At 68.2% G+C, this 24,329-nt stretch carries 17 protein-coding genes; 9 read left to right on the top strand and 8 right to left on the bottom strand.

Annotated elements, in window-relative coordinates:
* Positions 1–29 precede the first annotated feature (29 nt).
* On the bottom strand, positions 30–1,772 hold the full coding sequence (locus tag BLP83_RS05210) for a glutamine--tRNA ligase/YqeY domain fusion protein (RefSeq protein WP_091239733.1): 1,743 nt from the start codon (positions 1,770–1,772) through the stop codon (positions 30–32).
* 381 nt (positions 1,773–2,153) lie between these two features.
* On the opposite strand from BLP83_RS05210, the gene BLP83_RS05215 reads away from it, so the two are divergent.
* The 4 genes from BLP83_RS05215 to BLP83_RS05230 all read left to right on the top strand — a co-directional run bounded on the left by BLP83_RS05215 (position 2,154) and on the right by BLP83_RS05230 (position 10,021).
* Positions 2,154–2,960: a M48 family metallopeptidase gene (locus BLP83_RS05215; RefSeq protein ID WP_091239735.1), complete on the top strand. Its 807-nt coding sequence runs from the start codon at positions 2,154–2,156 to the stop codon at positions 2,958–2,960.
* A gap of 850 nt (positions 2,961–3,810) precedes the next feature.
* Positions 3,811–8,157: an RHS repeat-associated core domain-containing protein gene (locus BLP83_RS05220; protein ID WP_281187103.1), complete on the top strand. Its 4,347-nt coding sequence runs from the start codon at positions 3,811–3,813 to the stop codon at positions 8,155–8,157.
* A 235-nt stretch (positions 8,158–8,392) separates the two neighbouring features.
* Positions 8,393–9,217, top strand: a complete 825-nt coding sequence (locus BLP83_RS05225) for a transposase (protein ID WP_091239741.1) — start codon at positions 8,393–8,395, stop codon at positions 9,215–9,217.
* A 147-nt stretch (positions 9,218–9,364) separates the two neighbouring features.
* Entirely contained in the window at positions 9,365–10,021 is a 657-nt protein-coding gene (locus tag BLP83_RS05230) for a hypothetical protein (protein WP_091239742.1), read from the top strand.
* Between the two features lie 304 nt (positions 10,022–10,325).
* Here BLP83_RS05230 and BLP83_RS05235 read toward each other — a convergent pair whose 3' ends face one another.
* Genes BLP83_RS05235 through BLP83_RS05250 form a run of 4 tightly spaced genes read right to left on the bottom strand, consistent with a single transcriptional unit; the run spans position 10,326 to position 15,291 of the window.
* Complete coding sequence (locus tag BLP83_RS05235) at positions 10,326–12,341, bottom strand: GtrA family protein (RefSeq protein WP_176764019.1); 2,016 nt, start codon at positions 12,339–12,341, stop codon at positions 10,326–10,328.
* Entirely contained in the window at positions 12,334–13,257 is a 924-nt protein-coding gene (locus tag BLP83_RS05240) for a WxcM-like domain-containing protein (protein ID WP_091239748.1), read from the bottom strand. Before BLP83_RS05240 ends, BLP83_RS05235 begins: the two co-directional genes overlap by 8 nt.
* Positions 13,254–14,210, bottom strand: coding sequence for a glycosyltransferase family 2 protein (locus BLP83_RS05245; protein ID WP_091239749.1), 957 nt, complete (start codon positions 14,208–14,210; stop codon positions 13,254–13,256). Before BLP83_RS05245 ends, BLP83_RS05240 begins: the two co-directional genes overlap by 4 nt.
* Complete coding sequence (locus tag BLP83_RS05250) at positions 14,194–15,291, bottom strand: DegT/DnrJ/EryC1/StrS family aminotransferase (protein WP_091240858.1); 1,098 nt, start codon at positions 15,289–15,291, stop codon at positions 14,194–14,196. The genes BLP83_RS05245 and BLP83_RS05250 overlap by 17 nt, the downstream gene beginning before the upstream one ends.
* Before the next feature lie 431 nt (positions 15,292–15,722).
* On the opposite strand from BLP83_RS05250, the gene msrB reads away from it, so the two are divergent.
* The 3 genes from msrB (at position 15,723) to BLP83_RS05265 (ending at position 18,245) form a co-directional block, all read left to right on the top strand.
* On the top strand, positions 15,723–16,256 hold the full coding sequence (msrB, locus tag BLP83_RS05255) for a peptide-methionine (R)-S-oxide reductase MsrB (protein WP_091239752.1): 534 nt from the start codon (positions 15,723–15,725) through the stop codon (positions 16,254–16,256).
* The gene (msrA, locus tag BLP83_RS05260) at positions 16,253–16,924 is read left to right on the top strand and encodes a peptide-methionine (S)-S-oxide reductase MsrA (RefSeq protein WP_091239755.1); all 672 of its coding nucleotides are present in this window, start codon (positions 16,253–16,255) and stop codon (positions 16,922–16,924) included. The genes msrB and msrA overlap by 4 nt, the downstream gene beginning before the upstream one ends.
* Positions 16,925–17,168: 244 nt before the next feature.
* Positions 17,169–18,245, top strand: a complete 1,077-nt coding sequence (locus tag BLP83_RS05265) for a hypothetical protein (protein ID WP_091239758.1) — start codon at positions 17,169–17,171, stop codon at positions 18,243–18,245.
* A 226-nt stretch (positions 18,246–18,471) separates the two neighbouring features.
* On the opposite strand, the gene BLP83_RS05270 is transcribed toward BLP83_RS05265, so the two are convergent.
* The 3 genes from BLP83_RS05270 to BLP83_RS05280 form a co-directional block, all read right to left on the bottom strand.
* Positions 18,472–19,035: a beta-lactamase hydrolase domain-containing protein gene (locus BLP83_RS05270; protein WP_143006548.1), complete on the bottom strand. Its 564-nt coding sequence runs from the start codon at positions 19,033–19,035 to the stop codon at positions 18,472–18,474.
* A 153-nt stretch (positions 19,036–19,188) separates the two neighbouring features.
* On the bottom strand, positions 19,189–21,096 hold the full coding sequence (locus tag BLP83_RS05275; protein ID WP_091239762.1) for a hypothetical protein: 1,908 nt from the start codon (positions 21,094–21,096) through the stop codon (positions 19,189–19,191).
* Between the two features lie 216 nt (positions 21,097–21,312).
* Complete coding sequence (locus BLP83_RS05280) at positions 21,313–22,119, bottom strand: DUF2189 domain-containing protein (protein ID WP_176764020.1); 807 nt, start codon at positions 22,117–22,119, stop codon at positions 21,313–21,315.
* Between the two features lie 139 nt (positions 22,120–22,258).
* On the opposite strand from BLP83_RS05280, the gene BLP83_RS05285 reads away from it, so the two are divergent.
* Both BLP83_RS05285 and BLP83_RS05290 read left to right on the top strand, forming a co-directional pair.
* Positions 22,259–22,810 (top strand): YaeQ family protein, encoded by a 552-nt coding sequence (locus BLP83_RS05285; protein ID WP_091239767.1) that lies wholly within the window; start codon positions 22,259–22,261, stop codon positions 22,808–22,810.
* Positions 22,803–23,990 carry a BaiN/RdsA family NAD(P)/FAD-dependent oxidoreductase gene (locus BLP83_RS05290; RefSeq protein WP_091239770.1) on the top strand — a complete coding sequence of 396 codons (1,188 nt, stop codon included), beginning with the start codon at positions 22,803–22,805 and terminating at the stop codon, positions 23,988–23,990. The genes BLP83_RS05285 and BLP83_RS05290 overlap by 8 nt, the downstream gene beginning before the upstream one ends.
* Positions 23,991–24,329: the final 339 nt, after the last annotated feature.

Genomic DNA, 24,329 nt, shown 5'->3' on the forward strand with positions numbered 1-24,329 from the left:
CAGCCCAGATCGGAGCGCGCGCGCTCGCATCAACCCGCCGCCCAGGTGTCGCGCAGGGTCACCGCGCGGTTGAACACCGGCCTGGCGGCGCTGTGATCGCGGCGGTCGGCGACGAAGAAGCCGGTGCGCTCGAACTGCAGATGGGTTTCCGGCGCGACTTCAGCGGCGCTCGGCTCGATCCAGGCCTGCACGGTACGGATCGAGTCGGGGTTCAGATGATCCTTGTAGGAGCCGCCGTGGCTGTCGTCATCGGGGTCGGCGACCTTGAACAGGCGGTCGTACAGGCGCACCTCGGCGGCGATGGCGTGGCGCGCGCTGACCCAGTGGATCGTGCCCTTGACCTTGCGGTCGGCGCCGGGCATGCCGGGGCGGGACTCAGGATCGAGGTGGCAGTGAATGGTAGTGACGCCTTGCGCGTCGGTCATGTGATGAAGACACGTCACGATGCCAACACCTCGAAGACGCACCTCTCCGCCAGGTCGCAAACGATGGAAGCCCTTGGGCGGCACTTCGGCGAAGTCCTCGCGCTCGATCCACAGCTCGCGCGAGAACGGCACGCGGCGCGTGCCGAAGTCGGGGTTCTTCGGGTGGTTCGAGAACTCCAGCGATTCCTCGTGGCCGGCATCGAGATTGGTGATGACCAGTTTGATGGGATCGAGCACGGCGAGGCGACGCGCTGCCGCCGCGTCGAGGTCCTCGCGCACACAACCTTCCAGCACCGAGAAGTCGATCAGCGAGTTCTGCTTGCTGATGCCGATGCGCTCGGCGAACAGCCGCAGCGCGCCCGGCGTGTAGCCGCGGCGGCGGATGCCCTGCAGGGTCGGCATGCGCGGGTCGTCCCAGCCGCTGACCAGGCCTTCCTGCACCAGCGCCATCAGCTTGCGCTTGCTCATCACCGTGTAGTTGATGTTGAGCCGCGAGAACTCGATCTGCCGCGGCTTGGCGGCGCGGTCGTGCCAGCCGCGGGCGCGCAGCGGCTCCAGCAGGTCTGGATTGCCGGCGAGGTCGACCTTGTCGACGCACCAGTCGTAGAGCGGGCGGTGGTCCTCGAACTCCAGCGTGCACAGCGAGTGGGTGATGCCCTCGATGGCGTCCGACAGGCAGTGCGCGTAGTCGTACATCGGATAGATGCACCAGGCGTCGCCGGTGTTCTGGTGCGGCACGTGCTTGATGCGGTAGATCGCCGGATCGCGCAGGTTGATGTTGCCGCTGGCCATGTCGATTTTCGCGCGCAGGGTGCGCGCGCCGTCGGGGAATTCGCCGGCGCGCATGCGGCGGAACAGGTCGAGATTCTCTTCCACGCTACGGCCGCGGTAGGGCGATTCGCGACCGGGCTCGGTCAGGGTGCCGCGGTAGGCGCGAACCTCGTCGGCGTTCAGATCGCAGACGTAGGCCAGACCGTCGCGGATCAGCTTCTCGGCGGCGAGATAGAACACCTCGAAGTAGTCCGAGGCGTGGCGCAGTTCGCTCCACTCGAAGCCGAGCCAGCGCACGTCGTCCTGGATGGCGGCGACGTACTCGGGGTCTTCCTTGGCCGGATTGGTGTCGTCGAAGCGCAGATTGCAGCGCCCGCCGAACTCCTCGCCGATGCCGAAGTTCAGGCAGATCGACTTGGCGTGGCCGATGTGCAGGTAGCCGTTGGGCTCGGGCGGAAAGCGCGTCTGGATCGCCGCATGCTTACCCGAGGCCAGGTCCTCGCGGACGATCTGGCGGATGAAGTCGTTGCGGACGGGGCGGCTGTCGGCGGTGTCGGCGGGAGCGGCGTCGGACATGGGGGCAGGGCTGGATTCGGGTAGCCGCGCAGTCTAGCAGTCCGGGCCGCTGCGCTTGGCCGCCGCCCGCGGGTGGATTTCCGATGGCTTCCGCCGCGGCCGCGGCAGCTCGCAGCAGGGCCATCCGCCGCCGCAGGCGCACCGGAGGCCCGGGCGCAGGTCTTGATGCGCCAGACGCGCGCGCGCCAGCCGCGGCCGCTTCCGCGGGGGAGTCGCCGGGCCTTCGATTCTCGCGCCAGCCATGGCTGGCTAGGCCCACCGCAGACCGCTCGCGGCTTGAGGGGCACCCGGGCAGGGCGCTTGGACCGCTTTGCCCAAGCCGCTACAGTTCAGGCCCGATCGCATCCACCGCCGGCCGCCGGCGCCATCCGGAGAAGAGCCATGTCCTTGCGACCCCTTGCCGCGGCTGCCCTGTGCCTGTTGCTCGGCGCCTGCGCCACCACACCCGACGGCCGCAGCCAGGTGATGATGGTGTCCGATGCCCAGGTGAACCAGATGGGCATCACCGCCTTCGAACAGATGAAGGCCAAGGACAAGACCAGCACCGTGCCGGCGCGCAGCGCGTATGCGCAGTGCATCGTCGATGCGCTGGTGCGCGAGCTGCCGCCCGAATGGCAGCGCCTCGACTGGGAAGCCCAGGCCTTCGCCATCGCCGAGCCCAACGCCTTTGCCCTGCCGGGCGGCAAGGTCGGCGTCAACACCGGCCTGCTGCGGATTGCCGACACGCCCGACAAGCTCGCGGCCGTGCTGGCCCACGAGGTCGCGCACGTCGTCTTCCGCCACGCCGGCGAGCGCATCAGCCAGCAGCAGCTGGCGGAGACCGGCCTTGCGCTGGCCGGCGCCTACGCCGGCCGCAAGGCCTCGCCCGAACAGGTGAACCTGATGATGGCCGCACTCGGCGCCGGCGCCCAGGTCGGCGTGCTGCTGCCGTTCTCGCGCAAGCACGAAACCGAAGCCGACGTGTACGGCCAGCGCCTGATGGCCCAGGCCGGCTTCGACCCGCAGGCCGCGGTCGAACTCTGGCAGGGCATGCAGACCGCCACCGGCAGCGAAGGCCGGCCACCGCGGTTTCTGTCGACGCATCCGGATCCCGAGGGTCGGATCCGGGCTTTGAGCGATTCCGCCCCCGGTTTACGGGAGGTGTACCAGCAGGCGCAAAGGGCGGGGAAGCGACCGGGGTGTGGGTAGTCGCTGGGAGGGGCACCACCTCACAAGGAATGATGAATGCACACCATGGGTGTCATTCTGAGGGGAATTGCCTTGTCTGAACGCGACGTTTTCACTCCCAGCAGATGTCTCTGTGTCTCTCGGTCTCGGTAGCCGGTCTTCTGTATGGCGCGAAAAGGATCGAGATCTTCTGGGCTATAGGGTGTTGATCGCTTCGGCCAAAAGAATTCATTCGTGTCTGGAGAAATTTGTGAGAAAGTCCTGTTTCGCAAATAGCCTTTCGTCCGTTGTTTCCGTTGGGTTTGTATTATCGGCTCTCACTCTTGCTGTTCCTGCTGTCGGCTCGGCCTCTGTTGTTCGGGTCGATAAGTCGCAAGCCGGTTTGGCGTATTGCGGTGTTCGTTCTTCTGGTATTCCGCCGACGAGCTACATGTGCTTCCCCACCATGGGGCAGGCGGTTGATTTCATTCGAGAAGAGCCGCCGCAGCCGGTTGGTCGAGCACTTCTCGAGCCCGGGAAAACGTATACCGTGCCGGACGGTCGAATCATCACGGACTATTGGGTTTCTCCAAGGAAGATCGAACCCGATGGTGTCTCCATTCGTTCGAGTCGTGGTCACTGTGATGTACAAATCGGGCGAGCTTGCCACTCTGAAGCCGAGCTGGCAGCTGTAGCAGTGGCGGACTGTGCTCGGCGGGAAGTTCCCAATCCGTCGAATTGCGCTGGTCCCCTTACGGGGCAATGGGCTGCGTATCCCCCGATGGTGTGGCGCAACTGGGGAAACAGGGCGGACATCGATTGGAGAGTGTCGCCGCCCAATCACCGAAGAATGCTAGCGCCTCATTATGCGCCCGATGGGTTGCTGCTTTCGATGACCACGCATCACGTGTGCACTGATCCGTTTTTCTTGGCTGTGCACCCCAGTTACGTTAAGCCCCCACACTGGCCGGCTTCAGCCGATACGTCATGGCCAAACATCTGCGTTGTCGAGGCGTCGGGTCAGGTAATTATTGAGGGTCGCCAGTATCGGCAGTGCGGTGACGGAAATCCATGTATTCCCGCCACGGGCGCCAAGGAATACAGCGCTGCCGAGTTCGATTGGTCAGGGTTCGGATTTTCCAGGTTCTACAATTCACTAGGAGAGCTGCCACTTGCCGCCGCGATGGGTAGTAATTGGTCGCATTCGCTCGCCCACCGTTTGCACCCGCCGTCGTCGGGCACGGGTCCAGTGCTATGGATCGACGACCGCGGACACTACGACCGCCTCGTCTGGCGCAGCGCCGATAACGCTTATTTCGCCGAGAACTCGCCGGGCACCACCTTGCAGTCCAATGTGGGCGGTGTCCGCTGGCTGCTGCGCAAGGCCGATGGCTCCGAACTCGCATTTGATTCCCAGGGCCGTCTGGTGCGTCACGGCAGCGATGAGCGCGCACTGACGCTGTCCTACTGCAGCTCCGCCGATGTCACGGCGGGCCGTTGTCCGGAACTCGACCTGCTCTTGGCCGTGGAGGACACCCGCGGCCGCCTGCTCAGCTTTGACTACGTCGGCGTGGAACTGCCCCCGAGGGGCGGGCTGAGCCAGTCCGCGGTGCGCTTGCGCTCGATTACCGACGAATCCGGCGAGCGCGTGCGCTACGGCTGGGACGCACAGGCGCGGCTGCAGTCCGTCGAGTATCCCGCCAGCACCGGCACGGCGAGCCGTGAGTACCACTACGCCGAACCCACCCACCACTGCCGCCTGCACAACGGCGCACCCGAGGCGGGCTGCGACGCCGCGCAGTCGGCGCTGCGCTTCCCCAACCATCTGACCGGAATCACCGACGAAAACGGCGTCCGCACCGCCGACTACACCTACGACAGCCGCGGCCGCGTCACCCAGAGCCAGCACGCCGGCAATGCCAAGCGCGTCAGCCTGAACTACCTCAGCGCCAGCCAGGTGCGCGTGACCCAGCCCGAGGGCGGCAGCCGGCTCTACACCTTCAGCACCGGCCGCTTCCGCAAGCTGCTGAGCAGCGTTGAGGAAACCACCGACGGCAGCGTCACTGGCACCACCACGCACGACGTCAACCCCACCACCTTCCGCCGCAACCACAGCGTGGATGCGCGCGGCACACGCACCAACTACACCCACGACGCCTTCCGCGAAACCGGCCGCACCGAGGCGCTGACGGCCAACGGCGCCACCACGGCGCTCACCCGCAGCTACAGCAGCACCTGGGACAACACCCTCAACCGCATGCTGACCCGCACCGAGCCGGGTCGGCAGATCCGCTTCGCCTACAACAGCCGCGGCCAGACCACCGCGCGCTGCGAGGTCGATCTTGCCGTGCCTGCGGCCGTGGCCTACACCCAGTGCGGCAGTGCCGCCAATGCGCCCTTTGGCGTGCGCCAAACCCGCTACACCTACTGCGAAGCCGCCGACGCCAGCGCACCGGGCTCCACCTGCCCGATCATCGGCGCGCTGAAGTCGGTCGACGGCCCGCGCGTCGACGTGGCCGATGTCACCACCTACGCCTACCACGCCGCCACCGATGAATCCGGCTGCTCGCAGGCCACGGGGCCCTGTCATCGCAGAGGCGACCTGCACACCGTCACCAATGCGCTTGGCCACGTCACCACCCGCGCGCGCTACGACCGCGCCGGCCGGGTGACGCGCTCGATCGACGCCAATGGCGTTGTCACCGAGCTCAGCTACCACCCGCGCGGCTGGCTGCTGAGCCGCACGATCAAGGGCGCCACCGCCGCCGCTGATGCCACCACCACCTTCGACTACTACCCGACGGGCCTGGTCGATCGCATCACCCAGGCGGATGGCAGCCATCTCGACTACGGCTATGACGACGCCCACCGCCTGATCTCGGTCACCGATGCCTTGGGCAATCGCATCGACTACACCCTGGACCCCGCCGGCAACCGCACGTCCGAGACCACCTTCGACCCGCAGGGCGCCGTCAAGCGCCAGCTCTCGCGCGTCTACAACCAGCTCGGCCAGCTGCGCGAACAGCGCGATGCCCCGTTGCGCGCCTACGTGTCGGAGTACGACGCCAACGGCAACAGCACCGCCAGCACCGACCCGCTGAACGTGCGCAGCGAGCAAACCTTCGACCCGCTGAACCGCCTGCAGCAGAGCCTGCAGGACGTCGGCGGCCTGAACGTCAGCACCGGCTACCGCTACGACGCGCAGGACCGCCTCACCAAGGTCATCGACCCCAAGGGCCTGCACACCGACTACAGCTATAGCGGCTTGGGCGACCTCACCCAGCTGAGCAGCCCGGACACCGGCATCACCAGCTACACGGTGGACGAAGCCGGCAACCGCCTCACGCAGACCGACGGGCGCGGTGTCACCGTGACCATGCAGTACGACGCGCTCAATCGCCTGACCCGGCAGAGCAACAGCCAGGACGACGAAGTCATCGTCTACCGCTACGACGGTGCGGGCGCCGAGAAGCTCTGCGCCAGCAGCAGCGCCGTGGGCCGTCTGAGCCAGATCGAAGACCGCCTGGGCCTGCTGACCTACTGCTACGACCGCCGCGGCAATGTCATCGCCAAGCACCGCAGCCCGGTCAAAGACATGGCGCCGGACCTCGAACTGAGCTGGAGCCTGGCCTACAGCTACACCAAGGCCGACCAGCTGGCGTCGCTGACCTACCCGAACGGCGATCGCGTGCTCTATCGCCGCGACATCGCCGGCCGCGTCAATGCCGTGGACGTGCAGCCCGCCGGCACGAGCCAGCCGCAGCCGCTGATCACCCAGGTGCAGCACGCGCCCTTCGGCCCGGTGACGCGCCTGCAGTACGCCAGTGGTGCGGTATGGCAGCGCGCGCTCGATGCCGACTACCGTATCGACACGCTGAGCAGCCCGGGCTTCAGCTATGACTACACGCTGGATGCGGTGGGCAATGTGGTCGGCTTGAGCGCCGGCAGCGCCGACTTTGAGTTCGCCTACGACGACCTCTATCGCCTGACCGGCTTGAGCGAACCCAAAGCCACCAGCCCGCTGGAGAGCTTTGGCTACGACGCCACCGGCAACCGTCTGAGTCATACCCAGGGCGGTGGCGGGCGCGGCGTGAGCATGGCCTACGACTATCCGGCAGACAGCCACCGACTGCAGTCCGTCGCCGGTGAGCCGCGCAGCTATAGCGAGGCCGGCAATACCACCGCGATCGGTGGTTTGCAGGTGCAGTACTCGGGGTTCAATCGGTATGAGTCATTGCCGAGCGCGTTCTTCGAGGCGCTGCAGGTCAACCTCTACAACGGCCGCGGCGAACGCGAGTACCGCCGTATGGAGTTTGAGCCGCGCCACTTCGGCTACGACGAGGGCGGCCAGCTGCTGTTCGAGGGCGAGAACCAGGGCGGAAGCTTGGGCATCCGCCAGCTGATCGTCTGGCTGGACGGCCAGCCGGTGGCCTTACGCCAGGGCACTCTGCACCGCGGAGCCCCCTATGCCGGCGAATGGCTGCACATCCACGCCGACCACCTCGGCAGCCCGCGTGCGATCACCCGCCCGGCAGCGGGCAACGCGGTGGTGTGGCGCTGGACGCTGGAGGGCAGTGCGTTTGGTCAGCATCCGGCGGAAGCGGATGTGGATGGGGATGGGGTTTCTCTGGAGTTCAATTTGCGGTATCCGGGGCAGTATTTTGACTCGGTTACGAGGTGGCATTACAACTACTTTCGGGATTATGAGCCTGCTACAGGGAGGTATGTGCAGTCGGATCCGATTGGGTTGGAGGGTGGGGTGTCCACATACTCGTACGTGACGGCTAGAGCCTTGAATTTCATCGACAAGAAGGGCTTGGATGGGAGTCCGTTCTGCGGTGGGGCTTCCGGTCTTCTACCCAATGGTATGGGAAACGCAGATGATGAGAGCTGCATTCCGCATCCTGACTTCCCAAGAAAAAAGCCTGAAAACCAGTGCAAAGAAACGGAGTTCAGTGAGTGTTGGTGGTTCTGTATAGATACGACTCAAACGGACGAAGTGTTCTTTCCTTTGGGTCTCGCGATGGCTGCAAGCGAGATGTCGCAGTGGGACCGTCGTAGGAATCCTCGGCATCCTGTTCCCGAGATTAGGATTAAGCCGTCATTCTGTGGTTCTGTAACTCGGGCGGGGTTGGGGGGGGTTCTCACTGCCGCAACAGCGTCATACGCCGTCGGTACAAGTTTGGGGTGTACGCTGGTATGTGGTTCCGACTCTTGCTCGTACAACGGGTTCAAGTAAATGTGGCGATCGGGCTACGTTGTAGTTGCAGGGCTAGGCTTGTTTTTCGGTTTTGTTCTGCTTTTCGAGGAGAGATGGTTCCAGTCAGTTTCGGCATTTCTTTGTTTCGGCTTGGCGGCACTTGATCTAATTCGTTCATCGTGCTCTCGGCGTTAGCAGAAATCCGCAAAATCCGGGGACAAAAAATCCGGGGTCAGGTCTTGTTTTGCCACATGCGCCGGCGTAATGTCGGCGCATGTCTCGTCCTCAGCGCATTGAGTTCGCGGGTGCCTGCTATCACGTGATGGCGCGGGGCAATGCGCGTGAGCGGATCTACTGGGACGACGAGGATCGGCAGCGGTTTCTGGACGGCCTGTCGCGTGTTTGCGATCGCTTTGGCTGGATCCTCTGGGCCTACTGCCTGATGGACAACCACTACCACTTGCTGGTCGAGACCGAGCAGCCGACGCTCTCGCGCGGGATGCGCGAGGTCAACGGCATCTATTCGCAGAGCTTCAATCGCCGGTACGGCCGGGTAGGGCATGTGCTGCAGGGCCGCTACAAGGCCATCCTGGTCGACAAGGACGCCTACCTCACCGAACTGCAGCGCTACATCGTGCTGAACCCGGTGCGTGCGGGTCTTTGTGGAGGTGCCGGCGATTGGCGTTGGAGCAGCTATCCGGCAGTGATGGGGCAGGCTGAGCGTTTGCCTGGTTTGGCTGCTGATCGCACGCTGTCGCTGTTCGGCAGCGAGCGGGCCGCCGCCCGTTCGGCTTTCGCGCGCTTCGTGGCGGAAGGCGTCGGCCAAGCCTTCGAGCCTGAAGTGCAGGCACAGAGCTTTCTGGGCGACGAGAATTTCGTTACGAAGGTGGCGAACGAAGTCGAGCCCGTCTCCCCCGAAGTCCCCCGCCGCCAGCGCCTCGCGCCGACGCTGAGCCAGATCGAAGCGGATGCGGCGAACCGCAACGCCGCCATCCGCCGCGCCTACGCCACGGGGGCCTACACCTTGGGCGAGATCGGTGCACACTTCGGCCTGCACTACGCGACGATCAGCCGGATCGCGCGGCGAGCTTCTGAATGAGGATGTGGCACAGCAAAGCCTGCCCCCGGAGCTCATGGCCCCGCGGGCTGCGATGTTCCGCACCGCTTCCTCAACCCACCTTGCACGGCGCGGTTCGGCTTCGTAAGGTCCCGGGGGTCATCAGCTGGATCCCGATCTCGCCCCCCGATGAAACCGACCCTCGTTCTTGTCAGCGGCCCTTGGAGCAGTGGCACGACCGCGGTGGCGGGCGCCCTGGTGCATGCGGGCCTCAAGAGTTTCGGGCCGTACCTGCATACACGTGATCCGCGCACGCCCAACAGCTACGAGTGGACGGTGTTTCGCGACTGGACTCAGCGCTTCGCTTCGGAGCAAACGCTGTCGCTGACGGTGAATTCGCCGGCGCCGATTCGCGCCGCGGCCCTGCAGTTTCGCGATGAGATTCTTTGCCAGCGCTACGGGCCCTACGATCCCCAGATCGATGCGCCCTTGGTCATGAAGTATCCCTTGAGCGCCCTGTTGCTGCCGGCGCTGGCCGATGCCTTCAGCCTCCGTGTGCTGGTGGTGACACGGCCGCTGGCGGATATCGAGGCAACGGCGCGGCGGCGCGGCTGGGGGCAGGTTTTCGGGGCGACCGGTGCCCAGCTCATCTATTCGCAGCTGTTCGATGCGCTTGTGCATTTCGGGTGGCCGGCCGAGCTTCTGCATTTTCCTCGCCTGCTTGCCGACCCGCGAGAGGAGTTCGGGCGCGCACTGCGGTTCTGCGGTCATCAGCCCTCACCTGAGCAGCTTCGGGCTGCGATCGAGTTCATCCGGCCTGGTGGGGCTGACCACGACACGCGCTGATGCGGTGGGTGTCGTGTGGCGGGAGACCGCGGGATCGGCGAGGCTTCATGGGCGTTGCCCGGCCTGTCACGCCATTGGCAGCTGAGTCTTCGGGTGTGAGCTGTCGCCGGCGCGCGTCGTTCTGGATCTGCAGCGCCTGGAGCTCCGGGGGGGATCCAGTGGGGAAAGCCCCCTGCGCGTGATGCCCTCAGCCTGTCTGAGCACAGCTTGAGGCAGTCCCCTGCTGGGGGAGCCCGCGGCAGCTGCCGCTGCCGCCACGGGCGGCCAGAGGCGGCCGCAGTAGGCGGATGGTTCTCACAGGCTCTCAGTCCAGCAGGCAGTCGTGGGCGCGCGCCTCGGCGAGGATGCGCGCGGTCCAGGCATCGGCGTCCTCGGGAGGCGGTGCCGGAAACTCCACCACCGAGTCCTGCGACTGCGACCAGCAGCCGATTCGCTGCGGCCAGCGCGGGCTGGTGTCTGCGACGCTGGCCGCCATCGCGTCGGCATCCCAGTGCTGCAGCCGAGCCGAGTCCAGGCGATCCAGCAGGCCCTGCGCATACTGGCCGTGGCGCAAGGCCAGCTCCTGCGGCAGGGTGGGGAGGATCTGGTGCAGCAGTCCTTCCGCCTGCAGCGGTCGTAGCACCAGGGTGCTTTGGCCGTTGCGCAGGGCCACCACCGGGCCGACATGGTCGGGCATGAGCAGCAGCATGGGGCCCTCCCTGGCCGCCAGTGCGGGCAGTGCGGCCGCAGTGCCGCGCAGGGCGTCCTGCGTTCGCCAAGCCGTCTGCAGCAGGGGCCATAGCAGGAGGGCGCCCGCCAGTGCGGCGAGCGCGGTGAAGGACAGTGCCGCTGCCCGCAGGGTGGGAGTCTGCGCAGCGGCGGGATCGCGAGCGCAGGCCAAGCCCAGGGCCAGCGCCAGGAAGGCCAGCGGGCCGTAGAACAGACGCCCGCCCTCGCCGCTGGCGATCAGACCGCCGAGGTTCAGGAAGGTCGCCAAGAGAGCGCCGCCGCCGGCCGCGGCCAGCGCCAACACCGCCAGGCGGCGCTGCGCCGCCAGCAGCGCCCCGGCGGCTGCCAGCGCCAGCAGGACGAGATGGGCCAGCAGCACCGACACCTGGCCGCTGGACCAGCCCAGAGCCCAGGGCCAGAGCGAGGTTGCGACGCTGGCCAGGCGCTCGCTGGCTGGGGGCCGAGGTGCGTCGCCGCCGTAGACTTGCCAGGCATCGCCAAACAGATGCGCGCGCCAGGCCAGGAAGGCCAGCATCAGGCCGAAGGCGAACAGCAGGGCGATGCCGCGCCGGCGCTCGCGCAGTTCCGGCATCGCCAGCCAGAGCAGTGCGAACTGCAGCGGCAGCAGGGCTGCGGATTCCTTGAAGAGCAGCGCGGGCAGCATCAGCAGCGGCAGCGCCGCGGCGCCCAACCGCGCCTCGGGTCGGCCGATCCACAGCCACAGCGCAAGCAGGGCCAGAAACGTGACGCTCAGGTCCGAGCGCGCCGACACCCACCACACGCCCTCGGCGAGCACCGGCGAGAGCCCGAAAAGCGTCGCCGCCAAGGCGGCCGGCAGACGAGCCTGGGCCAAGCCTGCCCGCGCTGACAGGCGCATCACCACGGCCGCCACCAGGGTCATGTTGGCGAGGTGCAGCCCATGGTTGTAGAGGAACCAGCCGCCGTAGCAGGTGCCGCTGTGCAGGTAGTCGAAGCTCAGGCTGGCGAGGATGGCCGGGCGGAAGAAGGCCGCGCCCTCGCTGACGCTGCGGGTGAACAGGCCGAGCAGCTGCGGCAGGGTTTCACTCTTGAGCGCCCACACATAGGCCCGGTGGAGGTTGGAGAAGTCATCGCCCAGCCAGTAGCCGCCGTAGCCCGGCGCGTAGAGCAGGGCCGTGGCCAGCAGGGCCAAGCCAAGCAGCACGGCAGCCGCGCGGTCTTCGCTCGGCCAGGCCGGCGATACGCCGCGCAGCAACCACCAGCGGTTGAGGCCGAAGCTGACCGGCACCACGATCGCGATGGCGCCCAACAGCGCCAGCCGCGGTGGCCAGCCGAGCAGGCGCACGGCGGTTTCCACGAGCGTGGCGTTCAGTGCATAGGTGGCGAGGTAAACCAGCGGGTAGCCCAGCGCGCTGCGGGCGCTGCCCGTGGTGGCGAAGACGAAGCGACTGTTGAGCAGGTAGGCGAGGCCGATGCCGGTGGCGAACGCGACCGCCAGCGCGAGCTGGTGGTGCATCCACGCCGACAGCACCCAGAACAGCGCATAGGTGATCGCCGTGTTGGCGCCGCCGGCGAGCAGGAAGCGCAGTGCCTGGGCGGGCAGGGCGGCCGCACCGGGACGCGCTTCAGCCACCGCGCACCGCGGCGAGGAACTCCTCGTAGGTGCGCAGGTAGTCACTCGCGTCGTAGGGCAGCGAGGCCAGCACCATCAGCACGGCATCCTCGCTGTAGCGGTACTGCGTGCCCCAGACCATGGGCGGCAGGTACAGGCCCACCGACGGCGAATCCAGTCGATGCTCGTCGCGGCGCTCGCCGTCATCCACCAGCACCGACATCGAACCGTGCACGCAGACCAGGAACTGCGCGCAGCGCCGGTGCGCGTGTTCGCCGCGCACCTCGCGGCTGGGCACGCCGTGCACCAGGAAGCAGCGCTGCGGTACGAAAGGCAGGTGCTCGGCGAACTCCGCGACCGTCAGGTGGCCGCGCATGTCGGCGTGCTGGGGCAGGGCGATCAGGCGCACCGCGGGCACCGCCGACTCGCGCAGCCGCGGCGCCGCGACGCCGGGTTCGGGCAGCTCGCGGGCGGTGCCGACATAGCCGCTGATGCGGGCGGGGTTGCCCACCACGATCGCGTTGGGCGGGACCGAGCGCGTCACCACGGCCCCCGCGCCGACCATGGCGCCCGCGCCGATGGTGATGCCCGGCAGCAGGGTGGCGTTGGCGCCGATCGAGGCGCCGCGCTCCACCACGGTCTGCAGGAAGTGTTCGGGACGCTGCCGGCTGCGCGGGAAGCGGTCGTTGGCGAAGGTGGCATTGGGGCCGACGAAGACATCGTCGTGCAGGCGCACGCCGTCCCAGAGCTGCACGCCGCACTTCACGGTGACGCGGTCGCCGATCTGCACGTCGTTCTCGACGAAGACGCCGTCGCAGAGATTGCAGTCGCGGCCGATGCGCGCGCCCGGCAGGACATGGGCGAAGGCCCAGACACGGGTGCCCTCGCCGACAGTCGCCGACTCGCACAGGGCCTGAGGATGGATGAACACGCTCATGGGGCGGAGCCTCCCGTGAATTCGTCGCGCTGCATCACCACGGCCAGCGGCCGCGCCTTGGTGTTCTCGTAGGCGCGCCAGACATAGGAGCCGATGACCCCGAGGCCGAACAGGTTGAGCGCGGAGAAGAACAGCACCGACAGCACCGTGGCGGTGTAGCCCGGCACCTCGATCAACCCGCTCAGGCGAGCGCCCAGCACGGTCAGTGCGAACAGCGCCGAGGCCAGCAGGCCGAGCCCGCCCAGCAGCAGGAACAGGCGGATCGGCAGGTCGGAAAACGAGAACACGCTGTCGGCGAGGTACTTGAGCTTGCGGCGGAAGGTCCAGGCGCTGCTGCCGATCTCCCGCGCCTGCCGCACGTAGGCGACCTCCTCGCGACGGAAGCCGAGCCAGAGCAGCTGGCCGACCAGCGAGCTGTTGCTTTCCGAGAACGCGACCAGACGATCGCGGAAGGGGGTGTTGCAGGCGAAAACGTCGATGCCGCCAGGCGGCAGGTCCGGCTGCACCAGCCGCCGGTAGGCGCCCCAGAACAGACCGGAGGCCAGGCGATCCAGCCACGGGTCGGCGCGGCCGCTGCGGCTGGCCAGCACCACATCGACCTCGCCGCTGCGCAGGCGGGCGAAGCAGGCCTCGAACAGCTCGGCCGGCTCCTGCAGATCAGCCGCCATCACCGCCATCCACGGTGTCTCGACCTCGATCAGGCCGGCACGGATGGCGGCGAAGGAGCCGAAGTTGCGCGACAGCAGCAGCAGTCGCGCCGCATAGGGCGCCGCGGCCAGGCCCTCGCGCAGCCGCTCGTAGCTGCGGTCGGGGCTGCCATCGACGACCAGCAGGGCGCGGATGCCGCCGGGCACGCGGGCGTGCAGGTCGGCGAGACGCTGCAGCAGGGCCGGCACGTTTTCCTCGTTGCGGTACACCGGCACCACCACGGTGCATTCAGCGGCGGAAGGCATTGCAGGCCTCGATGACGTGGTCGACCTCGGCATCGCTGAGCGCAGGATGGCAGGGCAGGCTCAGCACCTCGGCGCAGGCCTGCTCTGTCCGCGCCAGCCGGGGCGCGGGATCGATACGCGGCAGGCCCGGCTGCAGGTGATCGGCGATCGGGTAGTGCAGTTCGGTCTGCACGCCGCGCTCGGCAAGATGCGCGCGCAGGACATCGCGGCGGGTGCAGCGCACGACGAACAGGTGGAACACGTCGTCGCCGCCGCCGCGGGCGAGCGGGCGGATCTCGGGGTGGGCCAGCCCGTCGAGATAGCGGCGGCCGATGTCGCGGCGACGCGCATTGCGGGCGTCGAGCAGGGGCAGTTCGACATTCAGCACCGCCGCCTGCAGCTCATCGAGGCGCGAATTGCCGCCACCGGCCTGATCGATCCGGTACTTGTCCGACCATCCGTACTGGCGCAGGGCGCGGATCCTGGCGGCCAGCGACGGGTCGGCGCTGACCAGCGCGCCGCCATCGCCGAGTGCGCCGAGGTTCTTGGTGGGGTAGAAGCTGTAGCAGCCGATGTCGCCGAACGCGCCGGCCATGCGTCCGTTGCGGCGCGCGCCATGCGCCTGCGCGCAGTCCTCGATCAGCGCGACGCCGGCTGCGCGACAGCGCGCGGCGATCGACTCGATCGCGCACAGCTGGCCGTAGAGATGGGTTGCGATCAGCGCCTTGGGGCGCAGCGCCAGCGCCGCGTCCAGCGCATCCTCCGCCAGCAGCAGTCGCTCGGGATCGATGTCGATGTACAGCGGCTGGGCGCCGACCGCGAGGATGGCCAGGGTCGAGTAGGCCGCTGCATTGGCGACGGTGACGACCCGGTCGCCCGGGCCGACGTCGAGGGCGCGCAGGGCGATCATCAGCGCGTCACTGCCGTTGCCGACACCCACGCAGTGCGGCAGGCCACAGTAGGCGGCGAAGTCCTGTTCGAATCGCGCGACTTGGGGGCCGAGTACGAACCAGCCGGAGCGGAGCACATCGAGCAGCGCGCTACCCAAGGCCTCCTGCCTGTCGGCGTGAAGCCTGACCAGCGGGTTGAAAGGGACTCTCATCAGATCGAGCTTCAGGAACAGGGCCACTATTCTGACAGAGGCGTCCAGCCGATGTCGGGCAGGGGATGCTCCGCGCTGAAACCATCGAGCCCGAGGATCCGGGGAGATCCTGACCCCGCGAGCCGCTGGCTGAGGCCCCTTCAGAGGGCGCCGAATGATGCGCGTGGCTCCGCGCCCTCGCAGAGCGCTGGCTCGGTCGGGTGCGGGCTCCAGCCGTCCTCGCGAGGCGCATGTCGCGCCCGCGCCGGAGGAGATGCACAGCATCCGGCCGACGGAGACACGCGGCTACCCGTTTGCAGCAGCCGAGCTCCGGGCCTTGCTCGATGCAATCATTCACCGCCTCAAGACCTCCCCTGTCCGAACCTCAGCGGACAACAGCTTCCGTGCCCGCGTGGTGCGATGAGTTTCGGATTGAGAAAGGAGTGGCCCGTATGAAACGCAGACCCTTCCTGTGGGGCCTGGGGGTCGCGGCACTGGCGCCCGCGGCCTGGCTGGCGACGCGCGGTGAACGCGCCAACGCGCGAGAGGAGGTGGCCGCGACCTCCGCCATCGAGACGCTGCGGAAGACCCCGGCCGAGTGGAAGGCGCTGCTCACGCCGGCGGCGTACTCGGTGCTGTTCGAGGAAGCCACCGAGCGCGCCGGCAGCTCACCGTTGAACGACGAGCATCGCCCGGGCACCTACTGCTGCGCGGCCTGCTTCCTGCCGTTGTTCGATGCCGCGCACAAGTACGAGAGCGGAACCGGCTGGCCCAGTTTCTTCACCCATCTGCCGGGTGTGATGGGCACCAAGCGCGACTGGAAGCTGATCTATCCGCGCACCGAGTACCACTGCATCCGCTGTGGCGGGCATCAGGGGCATGTATTCGACGACGGCCCCGAGCCCACCGGCCAGCGCTGGTGCAACAACGGCTTGGCCCTGCGTTTCGTGCCGCAGGGCGAGTCGCTGCCGGAGCTGCGCACATGAGCCGCGAACCGCGCTTCTCGGCCATCCACTGGGCGCCATGGCTGGCGATCCTGCTCAAGCTCGGGCTGATCGGCACCCTGTTGGCCTCCGACGTTGTCGATGTGCAGATCAGCGAGCAGAGCCATACGCCGCCGCCCGTGCCGGATGGCGCGAACGTCGGCGTGGCGCTGTTTGCGGGCGGCTGCTTCTGGTGCATGGAGAAGCCCTTCGACCAGATGGACGGCGTGCTCTCGACGACCTCGGGCTATGCCGGCGGCACGGTCGAGAACCCGAGCTACGAGCAGGTGTCCGCGGGCGGCACCGGCCACATCGAAGTGGTCGAAGTGCGCTACGACCCCGCCAAGGTGAGCTACGCCCAGTTGCTCAACACCTATTGGCGCAACGTCGACCCGCTGGCGGTGAACCGGCAGTTCTGCGATGCCGGGCCGCAGTACCGCAGCGCCATCTTCGCCCTGGACGAAGACCAGCGCGCGCTGGCCGAGGCCAGCCGCGCCGAGCTGTCGAAGCGCTTCGGCCGCGAGGTCGCCACCGAAGTGCTGCCGGCGGCGCGCTTCTGGCCGGCCGAGGACTACCACCAGGACTACTACCTCAAGAATCCGATCCGCTACAGCTACTACCGCAGCCGTTGTGGCCGCGATGCGCGGCTGGAGGCGTTGTGGGGCAAGTAGCTCGAGGCCCCTAGAGGCTGGAGGGCTCAAGCCGAGGGTGAGGCTTGGTTCGCGTCGCGCCGAGTGCCCTTGACCCCGCCCGAGCTGGCGACGCCTCGCGGGGCCGACTTTCCGCCCCTGGATGCAGGCCTCCGCCAGAGGCCCCTTGCGTTGCGTCCGCTCAGCCAGCGTTGTGCTCGCAGGCTTGGCGTCGGCGGCCTCGCCGCTCTATCGTTGCGCCGCGGTCCCCACTCCGAGGTGCAGCATGCGTGCGTCGAGCCGTTTCATCCGCGCGGGTCTGCCGCGCGTTCTGCTGGCCCTGGCCGGCGCGTTCTGCACTTTGGCGCCGCTGACGTCGGCCTTGGCCCAGCCGGAAGACGGCTACATCGGGCCGGAACTCAGCAGCGAGCCCGCGGCGCCCGGCATGCAGAAGGGCGGACGCTACGGCGGTGGCTACGACGGCGATTGGACCTTCTGCGCCGGCGAGCGCGAGCGCTGCAGCGTCCGCGGCTGGGGCGTGGTGCGCTACGGCACCAGCGGCCGCTATTTCTACCGCGAGGTGCGCAACGCGACCTTGCGCTGCGACAACAGTATGTTCGGCGACCCGTATCGCGGCCGCTCCAAGCAGTGCGAGGTGCGCTACTACGGCGGTGGCGGCTGGGGCGGCGGTGGATCCGGCGGTGGCGATTACGGCTGGACCCAGTGCGCCAGCGAAGGCCGCGTCTGCCGCTTCGGCGGCGGCTATGCGCTGGTGCGCTACGGCGCCGACGGGCGTTTCTACGAGCGCGAGGTGCGCGGCAACCAGGTGATGTGCAGCAACCAGAGCTTCGGTGACCCTGCGCCCGGGCGTTCCAAGTACTGCGAGGTGCGCAGCGTGGGCGGCGGTGGCGGTGGCGGTGGCGGTGGCTGGCAGGGCGATGCTGAGGGCTGGCAGTACTGCGCGTCGGAAGACGGCTACTGCAGACTGCCGGGCCGCGCCACCGTGCGATTCGGCGCCGATGGACGCTTCTACGAGCAGTCCTACCGCGGTGGTTCGGTGGCGTGCTCGGTGGGCGAGTTCGGTGACCCCGCGCGCGGCAAGAAGAAGCACTGCGAGTTCCGTCTCGATGGCGGCTGGGGCGGTGGGGGCGGCATGGGCGGCGGCGTCGGCGCCGGCCGCTTCGAGTTCTGCGCCAACGAGGACGGCTACTGCGATTTCCGCGGCCGTCGCCTGGTTCGCTTCGGCACCGATGGCCGTTTCGTCACCGCGGAGTTTCGCGGCGGCGTCGAATGCAGCCTGCGCGCCTTTGGCGAAGACCCCGCGCCGCGTCGCAAGAAGCATTGCGAAGTCGAGGTCCGCTGAGCGCTAGCGAAAGCAGCCCGCGCTAGCGGCCGCCGCCGCGGGACGCTCGTGACGGCCGCGGGCGATGCATGCCCCGCGGCCCAACGGCCTGCCCCATGCGGCTGGATTCGCTCGCTTCGTTTCCCCTTGTTTCGCCGCGAACGCCCAGCGACGCTTTCGCTGCGGCGTTGCGGCGTGTTCTGGCGCGCTGAGCCGTAGTGCAGGAGCGGGGCAAGCACGGGGGCCTTCAGCCCCCGTCTTCGTTCTCGCGCTTGAGTTCGAGCCGCAGCGGCAGGCCGGTCATCTGCTCCAGCGGCAGCGGCCAGTGACCCAGCGGCGCCAGCGAGCGCAGCGCCTCTTCCGGGGGCATGCCCTGATACTTGACGGCATACGCGGCATAGACCCAGCCCGCACGCACGCCCGAAGCGCAGTGCACCAGCACCTTGCCCTCGCCAGCGGCCAGCGCCGCTGCCAGCGCGTCGACCGCGTCCGCCGAGAAAGGCAGTGCCTTGCCGTCGATCGGATGGGCGCGGTAGTCGATGCCGAGCTCCGCGGCGAGCGCGGACTCGTCGAAGGGCACCCGGCTGCGGTCGGCCATCTCTTCGGTCGTGCGCAGGTTCAGCACGCTGGAGACGCCGCTCTCGCGCCATTGTCTGAGGTCATCGGCCGAGGGCTGGGCGCTGACCACGATGCGCTCGAAATGCAGCGCACTGGCCTGGGTCGAGGCCATGGGTTTGGCGGGCGGCGTGCTGGCGCAGGCGACCAGCAGCAGGCAGGACAGGGTGAGTGCCACGAGCGACGGTCGTTGCATGGGGATCTCCAGAATCTGCGGTGCCGCCACCGCGCCCGCGCACGGGAATGGCGCGGTACCTGCACGCGGCGGCGTCCTGCATTCTCTGCGCCCCCTGCCCGCGTCGACAAGCGCGGTCGGGGCTGCCGAGGGCCGAGCGTTCCGCTCGGCGTCTCAGGGCGTCTCGAAGCCGTTCTTGAAGATCGGGCCGAGATCGCGCAGCTCGATGGCGCCCAGGTCCGCGACGAAGGCGCCAGGCTCCAGCGCCGGGAACGGATAGTTGACCACCGCGGGCACGTCGATGTCGCGGCTGCCCAGCCGGTAGTCGAATCCGCCGCCGCCGCGACTGCCGGAGCAGGCGTCGATCGCGCGCGAGGCCGGCGTGGGCGTGAAGTCCGGGCCCAGCGCCGGATCGCTCTGGAACACGCCCTCGGTGAAGAAGCCGGGCGATACCTCCTCCAGCAGTGTTGCGTCGCTCTGCGCGGGGTGGATCAGCAGGCAGCCACGGTGAGTCAGGCTGCCGCCGTTGGCGGCGCGGAACACCCGCATGCTCGAACCGTGGACGATGCTGCCGGCGATGTCGAGGCTGGTGCCATCCAGCAGGGCCATCTGCAGCAGCGGGTTCGCCACCACGGTGGCGTGGCGCAGGAAGTGCGGTCCGCCGCCAAACAGCTGGATCAGCGAGGGCGTGAGGAAACCGGTGCCGGTGCCGAGCGCACGGTTGTCGTGCAGGATCGAGCCCGAGAGATTGAGCACGGCGTTGCTGGCGTAGGCCACGGCCGCGCGTCCGCTGTCCTCGTTATGGGCGATCAGGCTGCGGCGGATATTGATGCTGGCGCTGCCGCCGCTGGTGTTGAGCGCCTGCAGCACGCCGCCGCCGCTGGTGCTCGGGCTGCCGTTGGCCAGGGCGCGGTTGTAGGCCAGCAGGCTGCAGCCCTCCAGCTGGTAGGCCACGCCCCCCAGCGTGGCGTCGAGTCGACAGGCCCCGGCCCTTCCATGCTCCACATCGATCTCGACACGACCCGAGCTGAACACCACGCCGCCGCGGTCGCGCGCGCTGTTGGCGATGAAGGCGCCGTTGCGCAGGTCCACGCGGGCGAGGTTCACGGCATCGCCGACGGCGTACAGCGCGCCGCCGCGCTGCCCTTCGTTGTCGTGCATCAGCAGACTGTAGGCGTGGCGATCAGCTTCGAAGAAGACCACCTGCGAGCGATCGTTGTAGATGCCGCCGCCGAGGCCAGAGGCTGAGCCAACGCCGTTGGCGCGGTTCTCGGAGATGCTCGCCTGAGCCCTGCCCTGCGAACTCTGTGCGTCGGGCGTGCCACCGAACAGACCGGCGCAGGCATCGAGATAGGCGCCGCCGCCGTTGTTGGCAGACTGGTTCAACACGATTTGCCCTTCGTCAATGTGGACGCTCGAGTTCGGGTCTGCACAGTAGATCCCACCGCCGCGACCCGAAGCGCCGGACGCAAAATTGTTGTCGATCACGCTGTCCAGTAAGCGCAGCTCAGCGCCTCCGAGCACCGCTACGCCGCCGCCGTAAACGGAACGGTTCTCTCTGATCACGCTGTCCTCAAGCCGGAGGCGCACCGCGCCGCGCACGCGCAGGCCGCCGCCATGCGGCGGGTTGTTGGTCGGAAACGTCAGCGGCGCGGTGGTGTCGCCGAAGCTCAAGCGCAGGTTGCGCAGGGTCACCGTGCGCAGGCTGCCGCTGTTGTCGATGCCCAGGACGCGCCCCTGCGAGCCTGGGCTGATGCGCAACGTGGTCCAGCCAAGGTTGAGGTCAGGGGTGTTGGCAGAGCACGTTGCGAAGCCCCCCTCGATGCTGACGTTGGCCTGCGGGTTGACCAGCGAGAACGCGCTCTCGTAGTGGAAAGCGGGCGTGCGCGCCACTTCGGGCAGCGCGATCAGGATGCGGTGGGTGCCGATCGCCGGCGTCGACGCGGCCGCGTTCATGGCGGCCTGCAGGTCCGTGTGGGTGCAGGCGGGGTCGCCGGCGGGACCGACGCGATAGGTCTCGGCCTGGGCAGGCAAGGCGAGGCTGGCGATGCAGGCGAGCAGGGCAGGGCTGAGAGAACGCATGGACGTGACTCGTTTCACCGGGAATGCCTGGACAAGCGTATGTCGGCGGTGCGGCAGGACAAGCGGTGGCGACATGTGGACCAGGCAGGGCCGCCGCGGCCTGGCCGGGGAGAGGGCCACAGAGTTCGGCCGCTGCGCGAGCCAGACGCACGTTTGAACCCCGCCTTCTGCGGGCCGACGCTGCCGAAGCGCGTGCCAGCGCGGGGTGGGCTTCGCCTAGTCCAGCGCGGGCCAACTGCTCGCATCCAGCGTCTCGCGATAGCCATGCCAGGCCGCGTAGGCCAGCCAGGGCATGACCAAGCCCAGGCCCAGAAACGCGGTCGCAAAGCCGATGGCCGTCAGCGCCACGATCAGTCCGACCCAGACCAGCATGGTGATCTTGTTGCGCATCACCGCATGGATGCTGGACACGCAGGCGGTGACCATGTCGACCTCGCGGTCGGCGATCATCGGCAGCGAAAAGGCGGCGGTGGCGAAGGTGATCGCCGCGAACACCGAGCCCACCGCCGAGCCGATCAGCAGGAACTCGATCAGTCCGCGCAGGTTGCCGGCGTCCATCGGAAAGAAGGCGTTGACCATCATCCCTGCGCGCGACCACACCAGCAGGATCACCAGCTGTGCGAGTGCGAACACGCCGGCCTGGCCGACCACGCGGCGGGCGAGGGTGAACGAATCCGCCAGCGTGGGCCGGCGCCCCGCCGCCAGTCCGCGGCTGACGCAGTACAGCCCGACGGCGATCAAGGGGGCGATGAAGACGAAGCCCGAGAGCAGGGTGGCGAGCAGGGCGAAGCGGCCCAGCGACCAGGCCAGCGCCGACACTGCGATGCTCACCAGCACGATGACCGCGCCGAACAGCAGGCTCAGGCCCGGCGCGGCGCGCAGGTCGCGCCAGCCCAGCCGCAGCCAGCGCAGCGGCGCGCCGGGATGCAGGTCGGCGCAGGGCACCACGAAGGGCCGCTCGTCGGCGGGGCTGGGATCGGGGGCGGCGGCCTGCCGGTCGGGGCGCATCGGGTTCGGGCTCATCGTGACTTCACCGGCGTCAATGCCGGCGAGGCTAGCAAGTCGACGCAGGCGCTTCGCGCTGCGCCGCAGCAGCGGCTGCGACGCACCGCCGGAGCACGCAGCGCCTACACTGCGCAGCCCTTCAGCGAGTCCCCTGCGCATGGCCCTGAAAGCCACCGTCCACCGTGCCGAGCTCGAGATCAGCGATCTTGACCGGCACTACTACGCCAGCCACAGCCTCACCCTCGCTCAGCACCCGTCCGAGACCGAAGCGCGCCTGATGGTGCGCCTGTTCGCTTTCGCCCTGTACGCGCAGGAGCGGCTGGAGTTCGGCCGCGGCCTGAGCGCTGACGGTGAGCCGGATCTGTGGCTCAAGTCGCTGACCGGCGAGATCGACCACTGGATCGAGCTGGGCCAGCCCGAGGAGGCTGCGATCCGTCGCGCCTGCGGCCGCGCGCGCAAGGTCACCCTGATCGGCTACAGCGGGCGCGCCTTCCAGATCTGGTGGGAGAAGAACGCCAGCGCGCTCGCCCGCTGCGCCAACCTCGAAGTGATCGAGCTGCCGGCCGGCAGCGCCGAGGCGCTGGCCGGTCTGCTGGCGCGCGGCATGCGCCTGCAGTGCATCGTGCAGGAGGGCGAGGTGCAGCTGATGAGCGAAAGCGCCAGCGTCACGGTGACGCCGGTGCTGCTGCAGGCAGTCACTCGTGGCTGAGGTCGAGGCGTTCGATGTGCTGGTCATCGGCGGCGGCGCGGCCGGTTTGTTCTGCGCGCTCACCGCCGGCCAGCGCGGGCGGCGCGTACGCGTGATCGAACATGCCAACCGCTGCGGCAAGAAGATCCTGATGTCGGGCGGCGGGCGCTGCAATTTCACCAACACCGGCACGCGGCCCGAGAACTTCCTCTCGGCCAATCCGCACTTCTGCAAGTCAGCGCTGGCGCGCTACCGGCCCGAGCACTTCATCGCCATGGTCGAGCGCCATGGCATCGCCTATCACGAGAAAGAGCTGGGCCAGCTGTTCTGCGACGAGTCGTCGAAGCAGATCGTGCGCATGCTGCTCGATGAATGCGCGGCGGCCGGCGTCGACATCCGCACGCAGTGCTCGATCGAAGCCGTCGAGAAGACTGAGGCGGGCTTCCGCCTGCGCACCACCCAGGGCGTGTTCGAAGCGCCGGCGCTGGTGGTGGCCAGCGGCGGCCTGTCGATTCCGAGCATGGGTGCGACCGGCTTCGGCTATGCGCTGGCGAAGCAGTTCGGCCACAGCGTGCTGCCGACCCGGGCCGGGCTGGTGCCGCTGACCTTGAGCGGTACCCACGCCGAGCGCATGGAGGATCTCGCCGGCGTCGCCCTGCCGGTCACCGCCACCGCCGGCAAACAGAGCTTCAGCAACGCCATGCTGATCACCCATCGCGGCATCAGCGGGCCAGCGATCCTGCAGATCTCCTCTTACTGGCAGCCGGGCGAGCCGCTGACGCTCGATCTGCTGCCGGGCGAGGATGCCTTCGCCCGGCTCAAGGCACTGCGCGAGGAACGTCCGGCGGCCGAGCTGCGCACCGTGCTGTCCGAACTCCTGCCCAAGCGCCTCGCCCAGCGTCTGTGCGAGGAGAACTTCCAGAGTCGGCCGATGCGCCAGTTCAACCCGAAGGAATTGCAGCAGATCGCGGATGCGCTGCAGCACTTCCCGCTCGTCGCCAGCGGCACCGAGGGCTATCGCACCGCCGAAGTCACCCTGGGCGGCGTCGATACCCGCGAGCTGTCGTCCAGCACGATGGAATCGAAGCTTTGCCCCGGCCTCTACTTCGTGGGCGAAGTGATGGACGTCACCGGCTGGCTGGGCGGCTACAACTTCCAGTGGGCCTGGGCCTCGGGACACGCGGCGGGGACCGCGGTGTAGCGCTGCCCTCGGGCAGGCCGCGTGCGCCGCCGAATCCACACGGCGCCTGCCCCGCAGGCCTGCACGACGAGCGCGGGCTGCGTCCTGGCCTGTTGGCAGGCTGTTGAGAAGCAGCCTGCGGGCCCGGCCAGGGATGGCCGGGACGACGAAGCACGCGCGCAAGCGATGGCTCTGTCGTGAGGCGGTGCGGACTTGCGCCGGACCGCCGACTTGAGAAGCGCCCCGGAACGGCGTTTTTCAACAAGCTGTTAGGCTTCACGCCTGATCGACTTCGACATGGATTTCGGCAGGGTGTTTGCCGAGAGGGCGCGGCTGTGCGCCTGCCGTCGCGTCGATCCG

The organism is Aquimonas voraii, assembly GCF_900101825.1.
GTDB lineage: Bacteria > Pseudomonadota > Gammaproteobacteria > Xanthomonadales > Xanthomonadaceae > Aquimonas > Aquimonas voraii.